At 73.8% G+C, this 22407-nt stretch carries 18 protein-coding genes and 2 pseudogenes; 13 read left to right on the top strand and 7 right to left on the bottom strand.

Features of this window, described 5'->3' with window-relative positions:
• The first annotated feature begins 90 nt into the window (after positions 1–90).
• Positions 91–999 (top strand): DNA-3-methyladenine glycosylase family protein, encoded by a 909-nt coding sequence (locus IEY99_RS13815; RefSeq protein ID WP_189203084.1) that lies wholly within the window; start codon positions 91–93, stop codon positions 997–999.
• A 235-nt stretch (positions 1000–1234) separates the two neighbouring features.
• Entirely contained in the window at positions 1235–1987 is a 753-nt protein-coding gene (locus IEY99_RS13810) for an ROK family protein (RefSeq protein ID WP_189203082.1), read from the top strand.
• A gap of 284 nt (positions 1988–2271) precedes the next feature.
• Here IEY99_RS13810 and IEY99_RS13805 read toward each other — a convergent pair whose 3' ends face one another.
• A complete protein-coding gene (locus tag IEY99_RS13805) occupies positions 2272–5334 on the bottom strand; it encodes a putative bifunctional diguanylate cyclase/phosphodiesterase (protein WP_189203080.1) in 3063 nt (1020 codons plus the stop codon).
• 136 nt (positions 5335–5470) lie between these two features.
• On the opposite strand from IEY99_RS13805, the gene IEY99_RS13800 reads away from it, so the two are divergent.
• The 7 genes from IEY99_RS13800 (at position 5471) to IEY99_RS13770 (ending at position 11506) form a co-directional block, all read left to right on the top strand.
• The gene (locus tag IEY99_RS13800) at positions 5471–6067 is read left to right on the top strand and encodes a class I SAM-dependent methyltransferase (protein WP_189203596.1); all 597 of its coding nucleotides are present in this window, start codon (positions 5471–5473) and stop codon (positions 6065–6067) included.
• An 84-nt stretch (positions 6068–6151) separates the two neighbouring features.
• The gene (locus IEY99_RS13795) at positions 6152–7375 is read left to right on the top strand and encodes an NRAMP family divalent metal transporter (RefSeq protein WP_189203078.1); all 1224 of its coding nucleotides are present in this window, start codon (positions 6152–6154) and stop codon (positions 7373–7375) included.
• A gap of 12 nt (positions 7376–7387) precedes the next feature.
• Entirely contained in the window at positions 7388–8149 is a 762-nt protein-coding gene (locus tag IEY99_RS13790; protein WP_189203076.1) for a LamB/YcsF family protein, read from the top strand.
• Positions 8146–8766: a 5-oxoprolinase subunit B family protein gene (locus IEY99_RS13785; RefSeq protein ID WP_189203073.1), complete on the top strand. Its 621-nt coding sequence runs from the start codon at positions 8146–8148 to the stop codon at positions 8764–8766. The genes IEY99_RS13790 and IEY99_RS13785 overlap by 4 nt, the downstream gene beginning before the upstream one ends.
• Positions 8760–9638, top strand: a complete 879-nt coding sequence (locus tag IEY99_RS13780) for a 5-oxoprolinase subunit C family protein (RefSeq protein ID WP_189203071.1) — start codon at positions 8760–8762, stop codon at positions 9636–9638. The genes IEY99_RS13785 and IEY99_RS13780 overlap by 7 nt, the downstream gene beginning before the upstream one ends.
• Before the next feature lie 25 nt (positions 9639–9663).
• Positions 9664–10305 (top strand): GntR family transcriptional regulator, encoded by a 642-nt coding sequence (locus tag IEY99_RS13775; protein ID WP_189203069.1) that lies wholly within the window; start codon positions 9664–9666, stop codon positions 10303–10305.
• A 73-nt stretch (positions 10306–10378) separates the two neighbouring features.
• Positions 10379–11506, top strand: coding sequence for an N-acetylmuramoyl-L-alanine amidase (locus IEY99_RS13770; RefSeq protein WP_189203067.1), 1128 nt, complete (start codon positions 10379–10381; stop codon positions 11504–11506).
• Positions 11507–11555: 49 nt separating this feature from the next.
• Here IEY99_RS13770 and IEY99_RS13765 read toward each other — a convergent pair whose 3' ends face one another.
• Complete coding sequence (locus IEY99_RS13765) at positions 11556–12059, bottom strand: VOC family protein (protein WP_189203065.1); 504 nt, start codon at positions 12057–12059, stop codon at positions 11556–11558.
• A 122-nt stretch (positions 12060–12181) separates the two neighbouring features.
• Here IEY99_RS13765 and IEY99_RS13760 point away from each other — a divergent pair, with 122 nt between their 5' ends.
• Entirely contained in the window at positions 12182–12874 is a 693-nt protein-coding gene (locus IEY99_RS13760) for an AraC family transcriptional regulator (protein WP_229798691.1), read from the top strand.
• Here IEY99_RS13760 and IEY99_RS13755 read toward each other — a convergent pair whose 3' ends face one another.
• The 3 genes from IEY99_RS13755 to IEY99_RS13745 all read right to left on the bottom strand — a co-directional run bounded on the left by IEY99_RS13755 (position 12875) and on the right by IEY99_RS13745 (position 15176).
• Positions 12875–13954, bottom strand: coding sequence for an NAD-dependent epimerase/dehydratase family protein (locus IEY99_RS13755; RefSeq protein ID WP_189203061.1), 1080 nt, complete (start codon positions 13952–13954; stop codon positions 12875–12877).
• A gap of 54 nt (positions 13955–14008) precedes the next feature.
• Positions 14009–14752, bottom strand: coding sequence for an SDR family NAD(P)-dependent oxidoreductase (locus IEY99_RS13750; protein WP_189203059.1), 744 nt, complete (start codon positions 14750–14752; stop codon positions 14009–14011).
• Between the two features lie 76 nt (positions 14753–14828).
• A complete protein-coding gene (locus IEY99_RS13745) occupies positions 14829–15176 on the bottom strand; it encodes a histone-like nucleoid-structuring protein Lsr2 (RefSeq protein ID WP_189203057.1) in 348 nt (115 codons plus the stop codon).
• Between the two features lie 272 nt (positions 15177–15448).
• Here IEY99_RS13745 and IEY99_RS13740 point away from each other — a divergent pair.
• Positions 15449–16234, top strand: a pseudogene (locus tag IEY99_RS13740) (GH12 family glycosyl hydrolase domain-containing protein); the annotation flags it as partial.
• A 300-nt stretch (positions 16235–16534) separates the two neighbouring features.
• Here IEY99_RS13740 and IEY99_RS13735 read toward each other — a convergent pair.
• Positions 16535–18160, bottom strand: a pseudogene (locus IEY99_RS13735) (FAD-dependent oxidoreductase); the annotation flags it as partial.
• A 132-nt stretch (positions 18161–18292) separates the two neighbouring features.
• Positions 18293–19168, bottom strand: a complete 876-nt coding sequence (locus tag IEY99_RS13730) for a CDP-alcohol phosphatidyltransferase family protein (RefSeq protein WP_189203051.1) — start codon at positions 19166–19168, stop codon at positions 18293–18295.
• A gap of 133 nt (positions 19169–19301) precedes the next feature.
• Between IEY99_RS13730 and IEY99_RS13725 the strand changes: the two genes are divergently transcribed.
• Both IEY99_RS13725 and IEY99_RS13720 read left to right on the top strand, forming a co-directional pair.
• Positions 19302–21386, top strand: coding sequence for a TRAP transporter permease (locus IEY99_RS13725; protein ID WP_308427037.1), 2085 nt, complete (start codon positions 19302–19304; stop codon positions 21384–21386).
• On the top strand, positions 21383–22393 hold the full coding sequence (locus IEY99_RS13720; RefSeq protein WP_189203049.1) for a TAXI family TRAP transporter solute-binding subunit: 1011 nt from the start codon (positions 21383–21385) through the stop codon (positions 22391–22393). Before IEY99_RS13725 ends, IEY99_RS13720 begins: the two co-directional genes overlap by 4 nt.
• Positions 22394–22407: the final 14 nt, after the last annotated feature.

Below are 22407 nucleotides of genomic sequence, written 5' to 3'. Positions count from 1 at the left end.
TCGGGTCCTCCGGGCCCCTCCGTGCGGGCCACTTCGTGGGGCCCGTCCGTGTGGCTGGCGTAAGGGGCGGGCGACCGTATAGTGGCGCGGGTGACGACGACGGTGACCCGCCGGCTGCGGCCGCCGGAAGGCTACGCCTTCTCCGGCACGCTGCGCTCGCTGCTCGTCGTCCGGCACGACCCCTGTGGCAGGCTCGCCGACGGGGATTTCTGGCTCGCCGCGCGTACGCCCGAAGGCCCCGCGTCCCTGCATCTCGCCCGCACCGGCGCGGAGCTGACCGCGACCGGGCACGGACCCGGCGCGCAGTGGATCGTCGAACGGGCCGACGCCGTCGCCGGGTTGCGTGACGACCTCGGCGACTTCCCGGCCCTGGCGGCGCGCCACCCGCTGGTCGCGCGGCTGGCACGGACCTTCGCCGGGCTCCGGTTCCCCGCCACCGGCCAGGTGTTCCATCGCCTGATCCGGGCGGTGCTCGAGCAGAAGGTCACCGGCATCGAGGCGCACCGGGCGTACCGTGCGCTCGTCCGGCACTTCGGTGAGCCGGCGCCCGGGCCCGCCGGCCTGGTGCTGCCGCCCGATCCGGACGCGGTGGCGGCGACGCCGTACTGGACCTTCCATCCCTTCGGGGTCGAGCAGCGCCGCACCCAGGCCCTGCTGCGCTGTGCCGTCGAGGCGGCCCGCCTGGAACGCTGCGCCGACAGTGCCGAGGCCACCCGCCGGCTGACCGCGATCCCCGGAATCGGTCCGTGGACGGCCGCCGAGGTGGTCCGCACGGCGTACGGCGACCCGGACGCGGTGAGCGTCGGCGACTTCCACATCCCGAACGCGGTGGCGTGGGCGCTGGCCGGCGAGGCGCGCGGCACCGACGCGCGGATGCTGGAGCTGCTGGAACCGTTCACCGGTCACCGCGGCCGGGTCTGCGAGCTGCTCGCGGCCGGAGGCATCGCGGCCCCGAAGTTCGGGCCGCGGATGCCGATCCGGGGTTTCGCCCGCTTCTGAGCGCCGATTTCCCGCCGCCGCGCGCGCTTGTGCACGCCGATTTCCCGTCGCAGGGGCGCGCTTGTGCACGCCGATTTCCCGTCGCAGGGGCGCGCTTGTGCACGCCGAGTTCCCGTCGCAGGGGCGCGCTTGTGCACGCCGATTTCCCGCCGCCGCGGGAGCGCTTCTTCACGCCGGGTTCCGGCCGGCGCAAGAGAGAACTTCTGAACGCATAATGAACTGTCACACTGCACCTGTGGCTTTCACGTTGACGATCGACTGCGGCGGCGGGGGCATCAAGGGGTCGGTGCTGGACGAGGCGGGCACGATGCGGGCCCAGCCGCTGCGGGTGCCCACGCCGTACCCGTTGCCTCCGGATCTCTTCGTCAAGACGCTCGTCGGGCTGGGGGAGCGGCTGCCGACCGCCGATCGGGTCACCGTCGGCATGCCGGGCATGCTGCGGCACGGCGTCGTGGTGGCGACGCCGCACTACGTGACCCGTAGCGGGCCTCGCACGCGGGTGGACCCGGAGCTGGTCGAGGCGTGGCGCGGCTACGACGCGCGCACCGCCCTGGCCGAGGCGTTCGGGCTGCCCACGCTGGTGCTCAACGATGCCGAGGTGCACGGCGCCGGAGTGGTCGCGGGGACCGGCTGCGAGCTCGTCCTGACCCTGGGGACCGGCCTGGGCTGCGCGTTGTTCGACGGCGGGACGCTCGCGCCGCATCTGGAGATGTCGCAGGCGCCGGTGCGGTGGGGGATGAGCTACGACACCTACATCGGCGAGCACGAGCGGCGCCGGCTCGGCGACGCGCTCTGGTCCCGGCGGGTCCGCAACGTCGTCGAGGGGCTGCGGCCGGTCTTCCTCTGGGACCGCCTCTACCTGGGCGGCGGAAACTCGCGGCTGATCACCGCGACGCAGCTCGCCCGGATGGGAGACGACGTGGTGGTGGTGCCCAACACCGCCGGCATCGTCGGCGGGGTCCGCGCCTGGGCACTACAGCCCGGCTGAGCGGGGGCGGGGCGGTGACGGGCCGCGGAGCGCGGGCCGGCAGAGCGAGGCGGGGCGGTGACGGGCTGCGAAGCGCGGCCGGCAGAGCGAGGCGGGGCGGTGACGGGCTGCGAAGCGCGGGCCGGCAGAGCGAGGCGGGGCGGTGACGGGCTGCGAAGCGCGGGCCGGCAGAGCGAGGCGGGGCGGTGACGGGCCGCGGAGCGCGGGCCGGCAGAGCGAGGCGGGGCGGTGACGGGCTGCGAAGCGCGGGCCGGCAGAGCGGCGCCGGGCGATGGCGGGCTGGCTCAGGCGGCGATCGGCTGCGGGTTGCGCAGCCAGGTCAGCGCCTCCGTGGCGTCCAGCGGGGACGAGTAGTAGTAGCCCTGGCCGAGAGGGCAGCCGAGCTGCGCCAGGATCTCGCGGTGCGTGGCGTCCTCGATGCCCTCGGCGACCACGGTCAGGTTCAGCGTGTGTGCGAGGCTCACGATGCCGCGTACCAGGGCGAACTGCTGGTCGTCGTTCACCATGTCGTCGATGAACATCTTGTCGATCTTCAGTACGTCGATCGGCCGCTGGCGCAGGTAGCCCAGCGACGAGTAGCCCGTGCCGAAGTCGTCGATCGCGATGCGTACGCCCAGGTCGCGCAGGACGGCCAGGTCGGACCAGATCTGCTCGTCGTCGCCCATCAGGAGGGTCTCGGTGATCTCGAGCATGAGGGCCTGCGGGGGTACGCCCGCGAACTCCAGCGACGCCCGGACCTGCTCGACGAAGCCGGCCTCGCGGAACTGGCGGACGGACACGTTGACGCTGACGTACGGCTGACGCGTGCGCGGCAGGACGCGACGCCACTGTGCCACCGTGTGCAGGGCCTGGTCGAGCACCCACCGGCCCATCGGGACGATGAGCCCGCTCTCCTCGGCTACCTCGATGAACTGGTCGGGCGCGATGACGCCGCGGGCGGGGTGGTGCCAGCGCACCAGCGCCTCGAAGCCGACCGCCTCGTCCGAGGCCAGGTCCACGATCGGCTGGTACTGCAGCAGGAAGCTGCCCTCGTTGACGGCATGGTCCAGCGCCGAGCGCAGTTCGAGCCGGGCGACCATCGCGTCGTGCAGGTGGCTCTGGTAACGCCGCCACTGGTTCTTGCCGGCGCCCTTCGCGACGTACAGCGCGAGGTCCGCCTGGCGCAGCAGCTCGTCGGCGTTGTCGGCCTCCGGCGTCGTGGTGATGCCGATGCTGGCGACGGCCTGCAACGGCTCGCCGTCGATGACGATGGGCGGGGCGAGGGCCGCCAGGATGCGGGTGGCGGTCTCCTCGACCGCGCCCGGGTCCTGCACGTTCTCCACCAGCGCGGCGAACTCGTCACCACCGAGGCGGGCCGCGGTGTCGTCGGCGCGCAGGGCGCCGGCGATGCGCTCCGCCACCGCGAGCAGGAGCTGGTCGCCGACGGCGTGCCCGAGGGTGTCGTTGACGATCTTGAAGTCGTCGAGGTCGATGAAGAGGACGCCGACCACCGAGCCGTCGCGCGCGCCGCGGGCCAGCGCGTGCTGCAGCCGGTCGGCGAAGAGCACCCGGTTGGCCAGCCCGGTCAGCGCGTCGTGGAACGCCTGGTGGGTGAGCTCGCGCTCGAGCTGGCGCCGCTCGGTGACGTCGCGCAGGGTCACCACGAGTCCGGCGACCGTCTGGTCGGCGCGCAGGTCGCGGCAGTGCATCTCGAGCATGACCTCGGTACGCCGCCGCCCGACCGCCCGGAAGTCGAGCCCCTCCGGGGTCGTCGCCCCGTTCCGGACCCCCGCGAGCACGTCGGACAGCCGCAGGCGATCGCCGGGGTGGATGACGTCGGGCAGCAGGACGCCGACCGGGTCGGCGCCGAGCACGTGCACCGCGGACGGGCTCGAGTACCGCACCCGGTCCTCGTCGTCGACGATCAGGATGACGTCGGAGGTGTTGAGCACGAGCGTGCGGAAGTACGCCTCGCTGTTGCGCCGGATGACCTCACCGCTCAGCGCGATCCGCTCGAGCGCCAGGGCGACCTGCGTGGCGAGCACCTCCAGGGCGCGTTGCAGGCCGAGCAGCGCGCCGGTCGGGGCGCCGACGTGCAGGACGCCGACCAGCGGGTCGCCGGTCGGGCGGTCGGCCAGCACCAGCGGGCAGCGCAGGACCATGTTGAACTGGGTCATGCGGACCGCCACCGCCCAGTCGACGTCGCGGGTGGCGACCAGCCGGGCGGACGTGCCGGCGGCCCGGTCCTGCGCGGACTGCGCTGCGGCCTCGGGGGAGACCTGCTGCTCCGGCTCGGTGTACGCCATGGCGAGGACGACCCGGTGCGGCACGTCGGCGGGTAGCAGCTGCTCGACCGCCTTGCGCACGGCCCCGGCGACCTCGTCGGTGTCGGCCGCGGACACCAGCGCGGCGGAGGCCTCGCGCAGGCCGCGCTCGCGGGCCAGCGCCAGCCGGTGACTCGCCATGATGCCGGCCATCCGGGTCAGGACCAGCAGGAAGGTGCAGGCGCTCAGCCCGGCGATCACGGTCAGGTCGGGCACCCGGCCGTCCACGCCGACCTGGAAGATCAGCACGGCGGGGGCGACCAGGGAGGCGAGGGCGAGCAGGGCGAGCCGCATGCGGCCCAGCTCCGCCGGAGGCTCGCCCGCCTCGCGGGTCAGCTCGGTCATCGAGGGGTGCAGCGCGGCGATGCCGATCCCGGCGTAGAGCGGGATGCGGCCGAAGACGCCCAGGTTGGTGAGGTCCTCGTGCGGCGCCGTGAGATCGGTGACGACGTCGGCGGCCAGCATCGCCAGGACGCCGGCCGCGAGCCAGCCGGACGCGGTCAGCCGCCGCCCGGAAGCGATCATGAGGCGGGCCAGCACGCCCAGGCAGATCAGGCCGCCGACCGGGAACGCGACCGCGATCCAGCGGTCGGCGTCGGCGAGGCCGGCGTCGCGCACCCGCGGGCCGATGACGAAGGTCCAGGCGAGCAGGCCCACGCCGCAGCTGAGGGTGAGCGCGTCCAGCAGCCCGCCGCGGTCGCGCCGGCCCCGGGTGCGGCGCCGCACGAACAGGAACAGGCCGGCGGCCAGCACCGGGTAGAAGATCAGCAGAATCGCCGTGCCGGCCATCCGCGGCCAGGACCCGTCCGGGCCAGCCGGGTACGCCACCGAGCCGGCCACCGACAGCCCGACCGCGACGCCGAGCAGCTGCCACGGCCCCCGGTGGGACGGACGGTGCAGGCGAAGGCCGATGCTCAGGGCGAGCACGGCGCCGACGCCGGCGATCAGCCGTACGGGTGTACGCCAGCTCGGTTCGAGCGCGAACAGGACTCCGAGACCGGCTATGGCTGCGCCGAAGAGGACGGCCGCCAAACGTGCCGGCATGCTACCTCCCCTTCGGTGAGCACTGGGCGACTCTGGCACCCTGATCGGTTTCGCGACGCGGCAGCTGAGCAGAATCGCAGGGGTGTCCACTCCTGTCGGCTTCGTGCGTTCGCACACGCGGCTTGCCCCCGTACCCATGCTTCCCGAGCTCCTGCTGCACCAGGCGGACGATCCGATCGCGCTGTGGGAGCGCACCGAGGCCGGCGGCGCGGAGCAGCCGCCCCCGTTCTGGGCCTTCGCGTGGGCGGGCGGCCAGGCGCTCGCCCGGCACGTGCTCGACGATCCCGGCCTGGTCGCCGGGCGTGCGGTGCTCGACCTGGCGACCGGGTCGGGGCTGGTGGCGGTGGCGGCGGCCCGCGCCGGCGGCCGGCCGGTGACCGCGAACGACATCGATCCGCTCTCGCTGTCCGCGGCGCAGCTGAACGCGGAGGCCAACGGCGTACGGGTCGAGCCGGTCGAGGGCGACCTGCTGGGCGGCGGGTACGAGCCGGCGGGCGTGGTGCTCGCCGGGGACGTCTTCTACAGCCGGGAGATGGCCGGGCGGGTGCTGCCGTTCCTGCGGGGTGCCGCCGGCCGGGGGGCGCTCGTGCTGGTGGGGGACCCGGGGCGGGCGTACCTGCCGGTCGAGGGCATGGTGCGCCGCGCCGAGTACGACGTCCCGGTCAACCCCGAGCTGGAAGGCGTAGCGGTGCGCCGGACGAGCGTGTGGCAGGTGCTCGCCGGCGCCCGGTGACGCAGATTGTTGAACAACTCTTGTGTGATCGTTGAACAATCCCTACCGTCGTCGGTGCCTCCATCATTCGATCCAGGAGTGCCCATGACGACGGACACGCGCAGCCGCTCCCGTTCCCGCCGGACCGCCCTCGTCGGGGCGATCTTCCTCATGGCGACCAGCGCCATCGGCCCCGGCTTCATCACCCAGACCACCACCTTCACGGCGAAGCTGGGCGCCGCGTTCGCCTTCGGCATCCTGATGTCGATCCTGGTGGACTTCGTCGTCCAGATGAACATCTGGCGGATCGTCTCGGTCAGCGGCAAGCGGGCCCACGAGATCGCCCACGCGGTCGTCCCGGGCGCCGGACATCTGCTCGCCGCCCTGGTCGTCCTGGGCGGCCTGGTCTTCAACATCGGCAACGTGGCGGGCGCGGGCCTGGGTCTGAACGCCGCGCTGGGCATCGACCCGAAGCTGGGCGGCGCCCTGAGCGCGCTGCTCGCGATCGTCGTCTTCACCGTGCGGCGCGCCGGCCTGGCGATGGACCGGCTGCTGATCGTGCTCGGCGTCGTGATGATCCTGCTGACCCTGTACGTCAGCGTCGTCTCCGGTCCGCCGATCGGCGACGCGCTCACCCAGACCGTCCTGCCGGACGAGATCGACTTCGCGGCCATCACCACGATCATCGGCGGCACCGTGGGCGGCTACATCACCTACTCCGGCGCCCACCGGCTGCTGGACAGCGGGACGACCGGCCCCGGGCACGTCCGTGAGGTGACCCGCGGCGCGCTGACCGGCATCGCGGTCACAGGCCTGATGCGCTTCCTGCTCTTCCTGGCGATCCTCGGCGTCGTCGCCGGCGGCGTCGTCCTCGACACCGGCGGCAACGCCACGGCGCAGGCGTTCGAGTCGGCGGCGGGCGAGTTCGGGCGGCGGGCGTTCGGCGTCGTGCTCTGGGCGGCGGCCATCACCTCGGTGGTCGGTGCGGCGTTCACCTCCGTGTCGTTCTTCAACGCCTTCTCGCCCGCCCTCGCCGAGGGCCGGCCCCGGTCGTGGGCGACGGTGGCGTTCATCGCCGTCAGTACGGTGATCTACCTGCTGATCGGCACCGCGCCGGCGGCGCTGCTGGTCTTCGCGGGCGGCTTCAACGGGCTGATCCTGCCGATCGGGTTCACCATCCTGCTCTACGCGGCCTGGCGCCGCCGCGAACTGCTGAAGGGCTACCGGTATCCGGCCTGGCTGCTCGGCCTGGGCGCCGTCGCGGCGGCTCTCACGTGGTACATGGGCGCCACCTCGGCCCGTACGATCTTCGACTACCTGGCCGGCTGACCGGGAGGGGACATGGACCTCAACAGCGACCTCGGCGAGGGCTTCGGCGCCTGGCGCCTCGGCGACGACGCGGCGATGCTGGAGATCGTGAGCAGCGCCAACATCGCCTGCGGGTTCCACGCCGGCGATCCGCGTACGCTGCTCGCCACCTGCGAGCGGGCGGTCGCCCGCGGCGTGGTCATCGGCGCCCAGGTGGCTTACCGGGACCTGCCGGGCTTCGGCCGGCGTTTCATCGACTACGAGACCGAGGACCTGGTCGCCGACCTGATCTACCAGATCGGCGCGCTCGACGGCCTGGCCCGCGCCGCGGGGGACCGCGTCCTCTACGTCAAGCCGCACGGCGCGCTCTACAACGCGGTGGTGCACCACGAGCAGCAGGCGGCCGCCGTGGTCGACGCGGTCCGGCGGTACGACCCCGACCTGCCGGTGCTGGGCCTGCCCGGCTCGGCCTTCCTGCGGCTGGCCGAGGACGCCGGCCTGCGCACGGTCCGCGAGGCGTTCGCCGACCGGGGGTACCGGGCCGACGGCAGCCTGGTGCCGCGCCGCTCGCCCGGCGCGCTGCTGCACGACCCGGCCGAGGTCGCCGAGCGGATGGTCCGGCTGGTCACCGACCGCACCCTGGTCGCGGTCGACGGGTCCGTCATCAAGATCGATGCCGACTCCATCTGCGTGCACGGCGACTCGCCGGGCGCGGTCGGCATGGCCCGGGCGGTGCACGACGGGCTCACCGCGGCGGGCGTACGCATCAGCGCCTTCGCCGGAGCGGGACAGTGACGAGATTCCTCCGCTGCGGGCGGGAGGCCGTGCTCGCCGAGGTGGACGACCTCGACGCGGCCCTCGCCCTGTACGTGGCCCTGCGCGACGCCGCGCTGCCCGGAGTCGTGGACCTGGTCCCGGCGGCCCGAACGGTGCTGATCCGGCTCGACCCGGCGGTCACCTCCCCGGCCGCGGTCCGGGAGGCGGCCGCCGCCCTGCGTCCCGCCGCCGGCGGTCGCGCGGCCGCCGGCGCCGTGGAGATCCCGGTGGTCTACGACGGCCCCGACCTGGCCGAGGTGGCCGGGCACCTCGGCATCACCGCCGCCGAGGTGGTGGCCCGGCACACCGGCACGCGGTGGACGGTCGCCTTCTCCGGCTTCGCGCCCGGCTTCGGCTATCTGACCGCCGACGACCCGCTGCCGGACGTGCCTCGGCGCAGCTCGCCGCGGACCCGGATCCCGGCCGGGTCGGTCGGGCTCGCCGGCCGGTTCTCCGGCGTCTATCCGCACGACAGCCCCGGCGGCTGGCAGCTGATCGGCCGTACGACCGAGCGGATGTGGGACCTGTCGCGCCCGGAACCGGCGCTGCTCGTGCCCGGCGTGCGGGTGACCTTCACGGCGGTGCCGCGATGCTGATGACGGTGCTGCGGACCGGGCCGATGACGGTGATCAAGGACGCCGGCCGCCCGGGGCACGCGCACCAGGGCGTGGCGCCGTCGGGTGCGGTGGACCGGGGCGCGTACGCGCGGGCCAACGCCCTGGCCGGCAACCCGCCGGGCGCCGCCGTCCTGGAGTGCACCCTCGGCGGCCTGCGGGTCTCCTTCGACGCCCCGGCCGTCGTCGCGCTGACCGGCACGGACGCCGTGCTCACCGTGGACGGTGCCGCGGCCCGGGCGGACCGGGCGGTGCCGGTGCCGGCGGGAGCCGTCGTGGGGGTGACCATGCCGAGGCGCGGGCTGCGCAGCTACCTGGCGGTGCGCGGCGGCATCGACGTCCCGCCGGTGCTGGGCTCGCGCTCGACCGACCAGCTCGCCGGGCTGGGCCCGGCGCGGCCGGCGCCGGGCGACGTCCTGCCGATCGGCGCGCCGCCGGCCGACCCGCCGCCGGCCGACCCGCCCCCGCCGCCGGTGCCGGCACCCGTGCCGCCGTCCGGGGGCGTGCCGGACGTTCTCGAGGTGGATCTCGGGCCGCGCGACGACTGGTTCACCGCCGAGGCGATCGCGACGTTCCTCGGCGCCGGGTACGCCGTCTCCCCGGCCGGCGACGCGGTCGGGCTGCGGCTCGACGGGCCCGCGCTCACCCGGTCACGGACCGCCGAGCTGCCCAGCGAGGGCGTCGTGCGCGGCGCGGTGCAGGTGCCACCGGACGGCAGGCCGATCATCTTCCAGGCGGACCACCCGGTGACCGGCGGCTATCCGGTGATCGCGGTGCTGACCCCGGAGGCGGCCGACCGCGCGGCCCAGCTCCGTCCCGGCGCCACGATCCGCTTCACCCGCGCGCCGGACTGACCGCCGGGCTGGTTGACTGGAGCATGTGACGACGGTGGAGAAGGCGGGATCCGCCGCCCGCGCGGTGGAGCAGCTGCGCAACTCGATGATCAACGGAGAGCTGGCGCCCGGCACCCGCCTCGCCGAGGCGTCGCTGACCGGGCCGCTCGGCGTCTCCCGCAACACCCTGCGCGAGGCGTTCTCCACGCTCGTCGAGGAGGGTCTGCTGGTGCGCCGGCCGCACCGCGGTGTCTTCGTCGCCTCGCTCAGCCCGGCGCAGATCGCCGACATCTACCGCGTCCGCGCCCTGCTCGAATGCTCGTCGCTCGCCCAGGCGCCGACCGACCCGCCCCGGGCGGCCGGCATGCGCGCCGCGATCGACGACGCGGCCCGGGCCGCGGAGGCCGGCGACTGGCGGGCCGTGGGCACGGCCAACATGCACTTCCACGAGCAGATCGTGGCGCTCGCCGGCAGCCCGCGCCTGGACTCCTGGATGCGCCAGCTCACCGCGGAACTGCGTCTCGCCTTCGCCGCGGCGCCGGACGTGGAGGCCCTGCACCGCCCGTTCGTGTCGATGAACGACGACATCACCGCGATGTACGAGGCCGGCGATGCCGCCCGCGCGGCGGAGATGCTTCGCGAGTACCTGCTCACCTCCGAGCGCATCGTCCTGGGAAACCTCCCCTGAGGACCGCGGACCGGAGCGTCAACCTGGTGATAGAAGACGGCGGCGGGTGCGCCGGGACGGATAGCGTCTCGGCATGATTTCCCGTAGAGCCCTGCTGCGCGGCGCCACCGGCCTGGCCGCGGCCGCGCCGCTGTCCCTGGCCGCCTCCCGACCGGCGGCCGCCGCCGGCGGAAACGTCCCGGCGACGCTGGCCACGAGCCGCGGCGTCGTCCCCTCCGGCGTCGCGATCGCGCCGGAGCTCCCGCTCACCCACCTCTCCGTGGCCGGCGCCGGGTCGGTGCGGGTCCGCACGCGCGCCGGCTGGCAGCCGTGGCGCACACCGTCCGGATGCCCGGGCGGGCGGGACGGCGCGGCGGCGACCGGGCCGCGCGCGCTGATCCCCGCCGCCGGGGTCCTGGACTACGAGGTGCGCGGCGGCGGCGTCTCGGTGGTCGAGCTCAACACTGTGGACGGACCGGCGCGTGCGGTCGCGGCCCCGCAGACCCGGCTGCCGATGGCGCTTGCGGGGCAGGCCTGCCCGCCGTACCTCAGCCGGGCGGCCTGGGGCGCCGACGAGTCGTACCGGATGAATCCGGACGGCACCCTGAAGGTGCCGCCGGCGTTCTTCGCGACGCAGACCCTGACCGTGCACCACAGCGGCGAGGACGTCCCGGTGACGGACCCGATCGCGCACGTCCGCGGTATCTACTACGACCAGGCCATGACGCGAGACTTCGGCGACATCGGCTACCAGCTGCTGATCGACGCCGAGGGGCGGGTGTACGAGGGCCGGTACTCCGACCCGGACCGGCTTCCGGTATTCGGCCCGGCGCCGGGCGCGGACGGGCTGCCCCTGATGGTCAACGGCGCCCACGTCGGCGGCTTCAACGCCGGCAACATCGGCGTCTGCCTGCTCGGCAACTTCATGCAGACCCCGCCCACCGCCGCCGCCCTGCGGACGCTGACCGTGGTGCTGGCGCTGCTGGCCGCCGCCACCAGGCTGGACCCGCTCGGCACCACCGCGTACGTCAACCCGATCTCCGGCAAGCAGGCGACCCTCGCCACCATCTGCGGCCACCAGGACTGGAACCGCGCCAACCCGGACGCCGGCGCCACCCTGTGCCCGGGCGATCACCTGTACGCCCTGCTGCCCGCCATCCGCCGGAACGTCGCCGCGCTCACCCGGCGCCTTCCGGCGACGACCGTGCCGGCCCGCCGGTAGGACCACGCCCGCTCCGGCCGGGGGTTTCTCGTGCCGGACGGGCAGTGGATCATGCCGAGTTCTGGCTCTTGGCCCACTCGGCCACGCGGCGGGCGCTCTCCTCCTCGGACAGGTCCTCGACGCGGGTCATGACGGACCAGCGCACCCCGTACGGGTCCCGGATGCTCGCGAAGCGGTCCCCGGACACGAAGGTCGCGGGTGCCTCCCGTACCGTCGCGCCGGCCGCCACCGCCCGCTCGACCACCGCGTCGACGTCGGGGCAGTACAGGCCGATCGAGTAGCAGTCCTGGTCGCCCTCGGGCGCCGGGACCAGGCCGTAGCCGGGCATCGGCTCGCCGAGCTGCAGCAGCCCGTTGCCGAAGTCCAGCACCGCGTGGGCCACCACCCCGCCCATCTCGGTCACGTCCACCAGCCGCGCGCCGAAGATCTTCTGGTAGAAGTCCAGCGCGCCGCGCGCTTCCGCGACGACCAGGAACGGCGTCAGACTCGTGGCGCCGTGCGGGGTTCCGTTCGTGGTGTGCTCGCCGTCGGCGGCGGGAATGCTCTCTGTCATGGGGCACGATGCTAGGTGTGCCGCACGGGGACGAGCTTGAAGATTCGCGACAGGACGCTCCCCGAGGCGTGCTGTACCCGGCCCGGCTGCCCACCTTCGACCGCCTGGGCGCCCCGGCCGTCGTGGACCACCTGGTGCGCTGGTTCTGGATCCCGCGGTGGGACATCCAGCCCGGCCGCACCTCCCGCCAGCACCTCATCGCCTATCCCGCCTGCAACCTGGTCGTCGAGGCGGACGCGGCCGCGCTGTTCGGGCCGGCCACCCGCGCCTCCCACCGCGACCTCGCCGGCACCGGCTGGGCCGTCGGGGCGCTGCTGCGCCCGGCGGCGGTGCCGCACTTCACCGCGGATCCGGGTGCGTTGCGGGACACCTCCGTCGCCGTGGACGCCCCCGAGCTGGTGAGCCGGGTGCGCGCCAGCATGCCCGGCGGGCTGCAGGACGCGGTGGACGCCTTCACGGCGTGGCTGGCCGCGGTCACCGGTCCGCCGTCGGCCGAGGCGCTGCTGGCCAACGCGATGACCGACCTCATCGACGCCGATCCGGAGGTCCGTACGGTCGAGGACGCCGCGGCCCGGCTGTCGGTGTCCGTACGGACGCTGCAACGCCTCGCCGCCCGCTACGTCGGCCTGCCGCCGCTGGCGATGATCCGCCGCCGGCGCCTGCAGGAGGCGGCGGCCCGGCTGCGGGCGGATCCGGCGGTGACGCTGGCCGAGGTGGCCGCCGACCTGGGCTACAGCGACCACGCCCATCTGGCCAACGAGTTCCGCGCGGTGCTCGGGCTGACCCTGAGCAGGTACCGCCGCGAGGTCCTGTGATCAGTACGGGTTGCCGGAGCCGGGCAGCCGCCCGCGCAGCAGCCCACCCATCCGGCCCGGCAGGTCGGGTGCGCCGGAGAGCGGCGGGCTGTCCGTGTGTGCCCGCTCGGCCAGGCCCTCGACCAGTTCCTTCAGCGAGTGCACGGCGTCGGTCAGGGGACGCCAGCCCAGCTCCGCCGCGATCCGGTCGCAGGACATCAGCGGCGCCTTGAGGCCGAGCCGCACCCAGCCCACGTCGACCGGTTGCAGGCGCAGCCGCCAGCTCAGGTCGGTCGCGGCGCGCAGCAGGAAGCCCGGCACCGGCACCTCGCGGCCGTGGAAGGTCCGGGCGGCCACCGACGCGTCCAGCACCGGCCCCGCGGCCACGTTGAAGGCGCCGCGCACGTCGGAGGTCAGGGCCCGGGCGTACGCGTCGGCCAGGTCGCCGGCGTGCACCGCCTGCACGCGCAGCGCGGGGTGGGACGGCACGAGGGGGATGCGGCCGTACCGGAGCAGGCGGGCGGGCAGCAGCGGGCCGGCGAAGTAGCGGCCGATCTCGGTGCCGACGTCGCGCTGGAAGATGAGGCCCGGCCGGAGCCGGACGATGCGCAGCGGGGGATGGTCCGACTCGACGCGGTCGAGCAGCGCCTCCACCAGCACCTTGTGCCGGCTGTAGGAGGAGCCTCTCACCCCGGTCTTCGGGTACGCCTCGGTCACGTAGGCGTCCTTGGGGCCGGGGGCGTACACCCCGACCGACGACGCGTAGACCAGCGCCGGGACTCCCGCGCGGAGCACGCCCTCGACCACGGCCCGGCTGCCCGTCACGTTGGTGCGGTAGAGCCGGCGCTGGTCGTGGCTGGGCTGGATCTGCCAGGCCAGGTGCACGACCGCGTCGGCGCCCCGGAACAGCCCGGTCAGGCGGGCGGCCGCCTCCGGCGCGCCGATGTCGCAGGAGTGCCATTCGACGGCGTCGTAGGGTGCCTCCGCGGTGCCCGGCGGCCGCCGGACCACCCCGGCAAGCTCCATCCCGGGCTCGTTGCGCAGCCTGCGCAGCAGGGCCGTGCCGGCATTACCGCTCGCTCCGACGATCACCACTCGCATGTCTCCGGCGTACCCTGCGGGCCGCTGGTTGAACCTGCCGGCGCGGCATACCCCTCACCGGGGGGAGCGCGGCGCCGCCTTGCCCGCGTAGGCGCGGTCGGTGACCCAGGGCAGTGCGGCGGAGGCGGCCATCGCGAGGCGGTAGCGCCGCGGCACCACGATGCGCCGCCGCGGCCGGCGCAGCGCCCGTTCGACGGCGGCCGCCACGATCTCCGGCCCGGGCAGCCGGTCCGCGTGGCGGGCGTTCATCTCAGTGCCGATGCGGCCCGGCTCGATCAGCGTCACGCCGATGCCGGTGCCGGCCAGTTCCCGCCGCACCGAGTCGGTCATGCCGCGCAGGCCGAACTTCGTCGCCGAGTACACGCCGCCGATGCCGATCTCGCCGGCGACCGAACCGATGTTGACGATGGCGCCGCGGCCGGCCGCCCGCATCGGCGGCACGACCGCGCGCATGAGGCGGATCGGCGCGAGCAGGTTGACGTCGACCATGGCGGTCAGGCCCGGATCGTCGAGCAGAACGGTTTCCGGCCCGCTCAGGCCGGCGTTGTTGACGAGTACGTCGATCGTGCCGGTCACCGCGAGGGCATGCCGCACCAACGCCTCGATCGCGTCCGGTTCCCGCAGGTCGGTGGGGACGGCGAGGGCCGCGCCGCCGTGCGACTCGACGGCGGCGGCCACGGCGGCGAGCTCGGCGGCGCGGCGCGCGGCGAGCACCAGGGTGGTTCCGGGGCGCCCGAGCCGTAGTGCGGTCGCGCGGCCGATTCCGCCCGACGCTCCGGTCACGATGATGACGCGCATTCGTCCTCCGGCGGATCGTCGCGAACAAGAAACGGCGCCGCCGGTGTGGCGACGCCGTTTCGCTGCCGGGAAGAACCTATCGCTTGGCGTGGTACGCCTCGACGACGGAGCTCGGGATGCGGCCGCGCTCCGAAACCTCGTATCCGTTCTTGCCCGCCCACTCGCGAATGGCCTGGTTCTGGTCGCGGGTAGCCCGGCCGGTGCTGGCCGCCGCGCCGCGCCGGGCGACCCGCGGCTCGGCGCCGCTGCGTCCCACGCGGGTGGCGACCGACAGATACGGGTCCAGGGCCTTGCGCAGTTTGCCGGCGTTCTTCTCCGACAGGTCGATGGTGTAGTTCACCCCGTCCAGTCCGAATTCGACCGTGCGATCGGCCTCGCTGCCGTCGAGGTCGTCGGTCAGAAGGGTGATTACCTGCTTGGCCATGATGAGGTCGCTCCTACAGCGGTGCCATTGTCTGGAGTAATTCGCTATTCATTCTGTCGGTTCGCCCGCGCCGAAGCAAATTGTCGCCGCGCATGTCGCGATCGCCAATCGGCGATATCGCGCCGGGAATTCCACGGCGGTACGCCGCCGCACCCCGGACCACCTCGGCGATCACCGCGAAGCTTCACCGCAACACTTCACCGTTTCGTCGATATGTTGTACGGTGCATGGGAGCGCTCCCAACGATCCCCGAGGTCTCCCAAGGAGCTTTCATGAGACGTGCCGTCCGTCCCGTCGCCGCAGCCGTCCTCCTCGCCGCCGCCGGCCTGACCCCATTCGCCTGCGCCCGGCAAGCCCGGGCCGACACACAGATCTGCGAGCAGTTCGGATCCACCACCGTCGGCGGCCGATACGTGGTGATGAACAACCGCTGGGGCAGCACCGCCGAACAGTGCATCAATGTCACCGGCAGTGGATTCGTCATCACCAGTCAGCGCGGGGTCGGCGACACCGGCGGGGCGCCCGTGTCGTACCCGGCGATCTACTACGGCTGCCATTACGCGAACTGTTCGCCCGGCACGAATCTGCCGCTGCAGCTGCGTGCGATCAGCAACGTGACCAGCGCCGTCTCCTACCACTACGCGGGCGGGGCGACGTACGACGCCGCGTACGACATCTGGCTCGACCCCACGCCCCGGCGCGACGGCGTCAACGCGATGGAAATCATGATCTGGTTCCACCACCAGGGCCCGGTCCAGCCGGTCGGCGCGGTGGTCGGCACCACCGCCGTCGGCGGGCGCACCTGGGAGGTCTGGCGCGGCAGCAACGGCGCCAACGAGGTCGTCTCGTACGTGGCCCCGGCGCCGATTCCGAGCTGGACCTTCCGCGTGCTCGACTTCGTCGACGACGTGAAGCGCCGCGGCGCCGTCACCGACTCCTGGTATCTCACCAGCATCCAGGCCGGTTTCGAGCCGTGGATCGGCGGCGCCGGGCTGGCGGTCACCGGCTTCTCCACAGAGGTGCACGGCGGGGTCGGCCCGCCGGCCGGCGGCGCGTCGTCCGGCCTCGACGGCCGCCACGGCGGCGGGTTCGCCACACCCGCCGCGTTCACCGTGGACGGCGCGGCCCACGCGAAGGCTTGAACGCCCGGCTCAGCCCGGCCGCGCCGCCGCTCAGCCCTGCGGCGGTGCGGCCTCCTCCGGCGCTCTCGGGCTCGGCACCGCCTTCGCCGGCGCGGCCGCGACGGACGCCGTGGGCGCGACGGACGCCGTGGGCGCGACGGACGCCGTGGGCGCGACGGACGCAGCGGGGGCGACGGGCGCATCCGGGGTGGATGCCGCGGGGGCCACCGGTGTCAGGCGCAGCGCTGTCGGCGCGTGCGGCGGCACCGCCGGCGAGTGCGGCGCCACCGGGGCGATCCGCTCGTAGGCCGAGCCCAGCGCGGGGCGCGGATCCGGCTCGCCCTTGTTGGGCCAGAACGACATCGCGCGCTCGGCCAGCGCGGTGATGGTCAGCGACGGGTTCACCCCGAGGTTCGCCGGGATCACCGAACCGTCCGCCACGTGCAGTCCGGGGTAGCCGTGGACCCGCTGGTACGGGTCGACGACGCCGGTCTCGGGCGACTCGCTGATGGTCGCGCCGCCGAGGATGTGCGCCGTCATCGGGATGTCGAAGATGTCGCCGAGCGCGCCGCCCGGCTGGCCGCCGATCTCCTTCGCCATCCGGCGGACGGCCTCGTGGCCCACCGGGATCCAGGTCGGGTTGGCCGGGCCGTGCCCGGGTCCGGTGGTGAGCCGGCCACGGCGGGTCCGGCGTACCGTCAGCGAGTTGTCCAGGGTCTGCATGACCAGCGCGATGATGGTGCGGTCGCTCCACCGCCGGTTGGACAGCGTCTGCAGCAGCCGCCGGGGATGCCGCAGCGCCTGCCCGAGGAAGCGCAGCGGTCGCGGCACCCGGCCGCCGCCGTCCACCAGCAGGGTGGTGAGCATGCCCATCGCGTTGCTGCCCGGTCCGTAGCGGACGGGCTCGATGTGGGTGACCTCGTCCGGGTGGAAGGACGAGGTGATCGCGACGCCCTGGGAGAAGGGCTCCGGAGGCACGCGCCGGGTCTGCGCGCCGAGCAGCGCCTCCGAGTTGGTACGGGTCAGCGCCCCCAGCCGCGGCGACAGCTTCGGCAGCACACCCGTGTCCCGCATCTTGTGCAGTAGCCGCTGGGTGCCGAGGGCGCCCGCGGAGAGGACGACCTGCTGTGCGGTGAAGACGCGCCGCTTCGTCTCGACCCGCCAGCCGCCCTCGACCGGGCGCAGCGCCGTCACCTCGGTGTCCGGGTGGACCGTCGCGCCGAGCTTCTCGGCCAGGTAGAGGTAGTTGAGGTCGAGACGGTTCTTGGCGCCCGTACGGCAGCCGATCATGCAGTCGCCGCACTCGGTGCAGCCGGTGCGGGCCGGCCCGGCGCCGCCGAAGTACGGGTCCGGCACGGTCTTGCCCGGCTCGCCGAAGAAGACCCCGACCGGCGTACGGCGGAACGTGTGGCCGACGCCCATGTCCTTGGCGACCGCCTCCACCACCCGGTCCGACGGGGTCGTCGACGGCTGGGTCGTCACGCCGAGCATCCGCGACGCCTGGTCGTAGTGGGGCTGCAGCTCGCTCGCCCAGTCGGTGATCCCCGACCAGTGCTCGTCGGCGAAGAACGGCGCCGGCGGCTGGTAGAGCGTGTTGGCGTACACCAGGGAGCCGCCGCCGACACCCGCGGCGGAGAGTACGACGATGTCCTTGAGCAGCGTGATCCGCTGGATGCCCCGCAGGCCCAGGGCCGGCGCCCAGAGGAACGCGCGCAGGTCCCACGAGGTCTTCGGCAGCGTCTGGGGGGTGTAGCGCCGGCCGGCCTCGAGCACGCCGACGCGGTACCCCTTCTCGGACAGGCGCAGGGCCGTGACGCTGCCGCCGAAGCCGCTGCCCACGACGATGATGTCGTAGTCGGTCATGGGGACACTCCACCACGTCCCGGGGTGTTACACCAGAGGCCGAACTGTCTCATCTCCAGCGGCGGGACCGGGCGGGGCGCCGCGCGCCGGCAGGCTCGGGGACGAACCGGCCGTATCGCCGATGCCGCACGGCTACTGCCGCGTCGGCGCGGTGAGCTCGGGCTCCGGTTCCTGGGAGCGCTGGCGCGCGGCGGACGCCGCCGCCACCGCGGCGGACGCGTGCGCCTTCGCCATGGCCACCGGGAACGCCCGGGTCGCCTGCCAGAGACGCAGGATCAGCCACAGCTCGAAGGCCAGCAGCAGGGCGCCGGCGACCGCGGAGGTCTGGAGCACCCAGCCGGTCAGCGGGCCGATGATGAACACCGCCATCTCGAACTCGATGCCGCTGATCAGGTGCGTGCGGATCCGGCGCGACTGCAGCATGTGCCGCAGGCGAGCGCGGGGGCCGTGCGGCACGACCGTGGGGTCCTCGACGGCGGGAGCCGGCGCCGGCCCGCGGGCCTCGGCGAGCTGCTCGCGCATCGTCTGGCGGATGCGCCCCATCTGGTGGGAGTTCACGTAGCGGAACAGGTCCAGGAACGTCACCACGATCAGCGCCCACAGGTACGCCTTCGAGCCGGTCCGGGCGTACTGGCCGCCGAACAGGGCGACCGCGCAGAGGAAGACGCGGAGGCGGTCGAACATGAAGTCGAACCAGGCGCCGAACACCGAGCCCGTACCGTTGAGCCTGGCGATCTTTCCGTCCATGCAGTCGACCACGAAGCTGACGTGGAACAGCAGCGCGCCCGCGGCCAGCCACCAGCGCTCCTGCAGGGAGAAGCAGGCGGCCGCGCCGAGACCCAGGAGGGTCGCGAGGCTGGTGAGCAGGTTCGGCGTGATCCAACGGTACGGCGAGACGAGCCGGACCAGCCTGGACGCCACCGGATCGACGAGCAGCACGGTCCACCACGCGTCCCGCGGCTTGTAGGTCTGCTCGCGAATTTCCTGCAGCGATGAGCGTTGCACCATAACCCCAATCAACGCACCGGCCCCGTACCGGAAACTACTTATGTCCGATTTGTGACGTGGTGGCGCGCCGGGGTCGTCCACGGTCGCGCGAGTGCCGGCTTGTCGTCGACGGCCGGCGTAGTAGCGTCCTTCCATGGATGATGGTCGATGTCAGATCGACCGGGCAGCGTCCGCCGGTGTGGTGCCCGCTGCGAACTCGCGCATGCTCGCGGACGCCCCGGACGATCCGCCGGCGATCCACTACGACGACGAGGAACGCCCCGCCCGCATCCTGAGCGGCCCGGTCGGCCGGAGCGCCGCCGCCGTGACCTTCGCCGTCGCGCTCCTGGTGCTGTGGCAGGTCTTCCGCCCGCTCGCCCAGGGCAGCCAGTTCTATTTGATCCTCTTCCTGGCCGGCACGCTCCCGCTGACCTTCCTCTCCTATCGCAGTGGCCCGACGTCGCCCGAACGGCCGCGCCGGGACCGGCCGACGGTCACCGACTGGCTCCTGGCCTGCGCGACCATACTGGCGTGCCTCTACCCGATCAACCCGCTGAACGGGGGATATGACGCCTTCCTCGACCGCCAGGGCCTGCTCGACACCCCCGACGTCATCGCCGGCGCCGTCCTGCTCGTCCTGGTGCTCGAGGCCTGCCGGCGCACGACCGGGCTCGCCCTGCCGATCGTCTGTCTCGCCTTCCTCGCGTACGGGTACTACGGTGGTCTGCTGCCGCAGACCTGGGCCGTCGCCCACGCGGGACTCGACTTCGCGCAGATCGTCGACGCGCTCTTCAACTCCGGCAGCGGGTTCTACGGCACTCCGCTGGACGTCGCCGCCACGTACATCGTGCTCTTCACGATCTACGGGGCGGTGCTCGATCTGTCCGGGGCGAGCCGCTTCTTCGTCGACCTCTCCGTCGCCGCGTTCCGCAGGTCGCGCGGCGCCGCCGGGCGCACCACGGTCGCGGCGGGCTTCCTGCTCGGCACGGTGTCCGGCTCCGGGACCGCGACCGCCGTCAGCGTCGGCGCGGTGACCTGGCCGATGCTGCGCCGGGCCGGCTATCCGCGGGAGCAGGCCGGCGGGATGCTGGCCGCGGCCGGCGTCGGCGCGATCCTCTCCCCGCCCACGCTGGGCGCGGCGGCCTTCATCGTCGCCGAGTACCTCGAGGTCTCCTACCTGACCGTTCTGGGCTGGGCGACGATCCCGACGGTCCTCTACTACGCGGGCATCCTGCTCGCGGTCGAGATCGACGTGCGCCGGTTCGGGGTGCGGGCCGTGGACGCGCCGGCGACCGGTGCGCTGCGGCTGCTCGGCAGGTTCGGGTATCACTTCGCTTCGCTCGTACTCATCGTCGTGCTGCTGGCGCTCGGGCAGAGCGCGACGCGCGCCGTGGTCTACGCCACCGCCCTGGCCGCGGCGCTCTCCTTCCTCGACCGCCGGGCGTGGCTGACCCCGCGGCGGTTGGGCGCCGCCCTGTCGGCGGGGGTACGGGGCGTGCTCCCGGTGGTCGCCGTCTGCACCGCCGCCGGCATCGTCACCGCGACCACCACCAAGACCGGCCTCGGTGCCCAGCTCGCGTCGCTGCTGGTCGGTGGCGCCCGCGCGGTCACCGACGAGCCGGCCGCGGTGCTCGCCCTCACCGTCCTGCTGGCCGCGGTCGCGCTCGCCCTGCTCGGCCTGGCCGTGCCGGTCACGGCGAGCTTCATCATCGGCTGGGTGATCATCGGGCCCGCCCTGCTCCAGCTCGGCGTCCCCGCGGCGGCGGCCGCGATGTTCGTCTTCTACTACTCGGTGCTCTCCGAGGTCACGCCGCCGACCGCGCTGGCCGCGGTCGGCGCGAGCGCGATCACCGGAGGCCGGACCGTGCCGACGATGTGGCAGGCCCTCAAGTACGCGCTGCCGGCGTTCCTCGTGCCGGCCGCCTTCGTCCTCACCGGACCGGGGGAGTATCTGCTCGCGCGCGGCCCCGTCGCGGGCGTCGCGGCAGCGACCGCCGTGGCGCTGCTCGCGGTGGCCGGGCTGGCCGTCGCGACGGGCGCCTGGGTACCCGGGATCGGTCCGGCGGGCCTGCCCAGCCGCGTGCTCGGCGGCCTCGCCGGCCTCCTCCTGCTGTATCTGGCACCACCGACGATCGTGGCCGGGCTGCTGGCGCTCGCCCTGGCCGCGGGCATCGCCCTGGGGCAGCGCCGCCGTCCGGGCATCCCGGCCCGGCGATCGATGGGGGAGGAAGTTCCATGAAGAAGGCACTCGCACGGACCGCGGCCGGCCTGCTCTCGGTCACCGGCGGCCTCTGGCTCGCCGGCTGCGGCGGCAAGCAGGACGTGGCCGGTACGGACACCGGGGGCGCCGTCACCTGCGAGGTCGGCGCCGACACCCGGGTCGGCATCGCGACCGGCAACGCCACCGGTGTGTACTTCGCGCTGGGCAACGCCTATGCGGAGCAGATCAACGCCGGCGGCGGCAGGGTGCGGGCCACCGCCGCCGAGACCGGCGCCTCCGTGCAGAACATCCAGCAGCTCGTGGCCGGCGAGTTCGACGTGGCGTTCTCGCTGGCCGACACCGCCGCCGACGCGGTGAACGGCACCCACAGCTTCACCGCCGGCCAGCCGGTGCGGGCCCTGGCCCGCATCCACACCAACTACACGCAGGTCATCGTGCGCAAGGCGGCGGGCATCACCGACCTGGCCGGCATGCGGGGCAAGCGGGTCTCCACCGGCTCGCCCAAGTCCGGCACCGAGGTCATCGCCCACCGCGTGCTGACCGCGGCCGGGCTCGACCCCGACCGGGACGTCCAGGCCCAGCGCCTCGACCTGACCAAGACCGTCGACGGGATGAAGGACGGCTCGATCGACGCGCTGTTCTTCTCCGGAGGCCTGCCCACCCCGGGCATCGCCGACCTGCTGACGACCGCGGGCGACCAGGTGCGGTTCCTCGACATCACCCCGGTCCTGCCGGCCCTCGAGGAGATCAATCCCGGGTACGAGCGGGGCACCATTCCCGCCACGGCCTACCGGACGCCGGCGGACGTGGCGACCGTCGTGGTGCCGAACCTGCTGCTGGTCCGCGACAACCTCGACGCCGACGTGGCCTGCGTCCTCACCCGGACCCTCTTCGAGAAGCAGCCGCAGCTCGCCCGGGCCAACGCCGCCGCCAAGGAGATCACCCTCGGCAAGGCCCGCCAGACGGCGCCGGTGGCCCTGCACCGGGGCGCGGCCAAGGCCCTCGACGACCTCGGCGCTCCCTGACGGGTCCCTTCGCC

Origin of the sequence: Couchioplanes azureus, from assembly GCF_014648355.1 — a bacterium.
Lineage (GTDB): Bacteria > Actinomycetota > Actinomycetes > Mycobacteriales > Micromonosporaceae > Actinoplanes > Actinoplanes azureus.
Note: the sequence above shows the minus strand (reverse complement) of the source record. Positions and strands in the feature narration are given on the sequence as shown.

Excerpts from the sequence above, each read along its gene's own strand:
- IEY99_RS13805 (WP_189203080.1), bottom strand. The coding sequence starts at position 5,334 with ATGCCGGCACGTTTGGCGGCCGTCCTCTTCGGCGCAGCCATAGCCGGT.
- IEY99_RS13800 (WP_189203596.1), top strand. The coding sequence starts at position 5,471 with ATGCTTCCCGAGCTCCTGCTGCACCAGGCGGACGATCCGATCGCGCTG.
- IEY99_RS13795 (WP_189203078.1), top strand. The coding sequence starts at position 6,152 with ATGACGACGGACACGCGCAGCCGCTCCCGTTCCCGCCGGACCGCCCTC.
- IEY99_RS13790 (WP_189203076.1), top strand. The coding sequence starts at position 7,388 with ATGGACCTCAACAGCGACCTCGGCGAGGGCTTCGGCGCCTGGCGCCTC.
- IEY99_RS13780 (WP_189203071.1), top strand. The coding sequence starts at position 8,760 with ATGCTGATGACGGTGCTGCGGACCGGGCCGATGACGGTGATCAAGGAC.
- IEY99_RS13770 (WP_189203067.1), top strand. The coding sequence starts at position 10,379 with ATGATTTCCCGTAGAGCCCTGCTGCGCGGCGCCACCGGCCTGGCCGCG.
- IEY99_RS13765 (WP_189203065.1), bottom strand. The coding sequence starts at position 12,059 with ATGACAGAGAGCATTCCCGCCGCCGACGGCGAGCACACCACGAACGGA.
- IEY99_RS13755 (WP_189203061.1), bottom strand. The coding sequence starts at position 13,954 with ATGCGAGTGGTGATCGTCGGAGCGAGCGGTAATGCCGGCACGGCCCTG.
- IEY99_RS13750 (WP_189203059.1), bottom strand. The coding sequence starts at position 14,752 with ATGCGCGTCATCATCGTGACCGGAGCGTCGGGCGGAATCGGCCGCGCG.
- IEY99_RS13745 (WP_189203057.1), bottom strand. The coding sequence starts at position 15,176 with ATGGCCAAGCAGGTAATCACCCTTCTGACCGACGACCTCGACGGCAGC.
- IEY99_RS13730 (WP_189203051.1), bottom strand. The coding sequence starts at position 19,168 with ATGGTGCAACGCTCATCGCTGCAGGAAATTCGCGAGCAGACCTACAAG.
- IEY99_RS13725 (WP_308427037.1), top strand. The coding sequence starts at position 19,302 with ATGGATGATGGTCGATGTCAGATCGACCGGGCAGCGTCCGCCGGTGTG.
- IEY99_RS13720 (WP_189203049.1), top strand. The coding sequence starts at position 21,383 with ATGAAGAAGGCACTCGCACGGACCGCGGCCGGCCTGCTCTCGGTCACC.